Origin of the sequence: Tardiphaga sp. (genome assembly GCF_028290785.1) — a bacterium.
Taxonomy (GTDB): Bacteria; Pseudomonadota; Alphaproteobacteria; order Rhizobiales; family Xanthobacteraceae; genus Tardiphaga.
On sequence record NZ_JAQGJD010000420.1, the window covers coordinates 1 to 2,623 of the forward strand.

Below are 2,623 nucleotides of genomic sequence, written 5' to 3' on the forward strand. Positions count from 1 at the left end.
TGAAGCATGCCGCCGAATTTGGCGAGGTTCGTTTTCAACCAATCCTGCTCGCGGTTGCTTTCGGTGGTATCGCGCAGGTTCGAGATCATGGTGTTGAGGTTGTCCTTCAACTCCGCCACCTCGCCTCGAGCATCGACCTGGATCGTGCGCGTCAGGTCCCCTTTGGTCACAGCGGTCGCCACTTCGGCAATGGCACGCACCTGCGTGGTTAAGTTGGCTGCGAGAAGATTGACGTTGCTGGTCAGGTCCTTCCACGTGCCGGCGGCGCCGGGAACATTGGCTTGTCCACCCAAGCGTCCATCGACCCCGACCTCTCGCGCCACATTCGTCACCTGATCGGCGAAGGTCGCGAGTGTGTCGGTCATGTTGTTGATGGTTTCGCCGAGCGCGGCCACTTCGCCTTTGGCCTGCACGCTAAGGCGCTGGCTTAAATTTCCGTTGGCGACGGCGGTGACCACCTTGACGATGCCGCGGACCTGGTCGGTGAGGTTCGACGCTATGAAGTTGACGTTGTCGGTCAGGTCTTTCCAGGTTCCGGCTACGCCTGGAACGACCGCCTGGCCGCCGAGCCGGCCTTCGGTGCCGACCTCGCGCGCCACCCGCGTGACTTCGCCGGCAAAGGAGTTTAGCTGGTCGACCATCGTATTGATCGTATCCTTCAGCTCTAGGATTTCGCCCTTCACATCGACGGTGATTTTGCGGTTGAGATCGCCGCGGGCGACGGCCGTGGTAACTTCAGCGATGTTGCGGACCTGGGTCGTAAGATTGTTCGCGAGGTCGTTGACCGTGTCGGTTAGATCCTTCCACGTGCCGGCCACGCCCGGAACGGCCGCCTGGCCACCAAGTCGTCCCTCCGTACCTACTTCACGCGCAACCCGCGTAACTTCTGAAGCGAACGATCGAAGCTGTTCGACCATCGTGTTGATGGTCTCCTTGAGCTGCAGGATTTCTCCGCGCACGTCGACCGTGATTTTCTTGGAGAGGTCGCCGCTGGCCACCGCTATGGTAACTTCAGCAATGTTGCGGACCTGGCCGGTCAAATTAGACGCCATGTAATTCACGTTGTCCGTGAGATCCTTCCACGTGCCGGCCACACCAGGGACCGCCGCCTGTCCGCCCAGCTTGCCTTCGGTGCCGACCTCGCGCGCAACGCGGGTCACTTCGGACGCAAAAGCCGATAGCTGATCGACCATAGTGTTCATGGTCTCCTTGAGTTGCAGAATCTCGCCCTTCACGTCCACGGTGATTTTGCGGCTCAGGTCGCCACGCGCGATGGCAGTTGCCACGTCGGCGATGTTCCGGACCTGCCCAGTCAGGTTATTGGCCATTGAATTGACGTTGTCCGTCAGGTCCTTCCAGGTGCCGGCGACTCCGGGAACTTGTGCCTGACCGCCGAGCTTGCCGTCCGTACCGACTTCGCGCGCCACGCGGCTGACTTCCGCCGCGAAAGACCGGAGCTGATCGACCATCGTGTTAATGGTTTGCTTGACTTCGAGAATCTCGCCGCGAACGTCCGCGGTGATCTTCTTTGAAAGGTCTCCGTTGGCCACCGCGATCGTCACTTCGGCAATGTTGCGGACTTGGCCGGTGAGGTTGTTGGCCATCGAGTTGACGTTGTCCGTGAGGTCCTTCCAGGTGCCGGCTACGCCCGGCACCTGCGCCTGACCGCCCAGCTTGCCTTCGGTACCGACCTCGCGCGCCACGCGTGTCACCTCCGAAGCGAATCCATTCAGCTGATCGACCATCGTATTGATGGTGTTCTTTACTTCCAAAATCTCTCCGCGCACGTCGGCGGTGATCTTCTTCGATAGATCGCCGCGAGCCACGGCGGTCGTGACTTCGGCGATGTTTCGGACCTGGCCCGTCAGGTTCGACGCCATGAAGTTGACGTTGTCGGTCAGGTCCTTCCAAGTGCCGGCGACCCCTGGCACGGCGGCCTGCCCCCCGAGCTTGCCCTCGGTTCCGACCTCGCGCGCCACGCGCGTCACTTCGGCGGCAAAGCCGTTGAGCTGATCGACCATCGTGTTCATGGTGTTCTTGAGGGCCAGGATCTCGCCCTTCACATCGACGGTGATCTTGCGGGAAAGGTCGCCTCTGGCAACCGCGGTCGTCACGTCGGCGATGTTACGGACCTGGCCCGTCAGATTATTGGCCATCGAGTTCACGTTGTCGGTCAGATCTTTCCAGGTGCCGGCCACGCCTTCTACCGCAGCCTGACCGCCCAGCTTGCCCTCGGTGCCCACTTCGCGCGCGACACGACTGACTTCGCCGGCGAACGCGTTCAACTGATCGACCATCGTGTTGAGAGTGTTCTTCAGTTCGAGGATTTCACCTTTCACATCGACGGTGATTTTGCGCGAAAGGTCTCCGTTCGCCACGGCCGTCGCCACGTCGGCGATGTTGCGGACCTGTCCGGTCAGATTGGAAGCCATCGAATTCACATTGTCGGTCAGATCCTTCCAGGTGCCAGCTACTCCAGGCACCTGTGCCTGTCCCCCAAGCTTGCCCTCGGTGCCGACTTCGCGCGCCACGCGTGTCACTTCGGAGGCAAAGCCGTTCAACTGATCGACCATGGTGTTGATGGTGTTCTTCACTTCCAAAATCTCTCCGCGGACGTCCGCGG

At 60.8% G+C, this 2,623-nt stretch carries 1 protein-coding gene; it reads right to left on the minus strand.

Features of this window, described 5'->3' with window-relative positions; all coding sequences use genetic code 11:
- Positions 1 to 2,623, minus strand: a 2,623-nt coding sequence (locus JWR89_RS26190) for a HAMP domain-containing protein (protein WP_299721107.1), incomplete at both ends; no start/stop codon positions are given.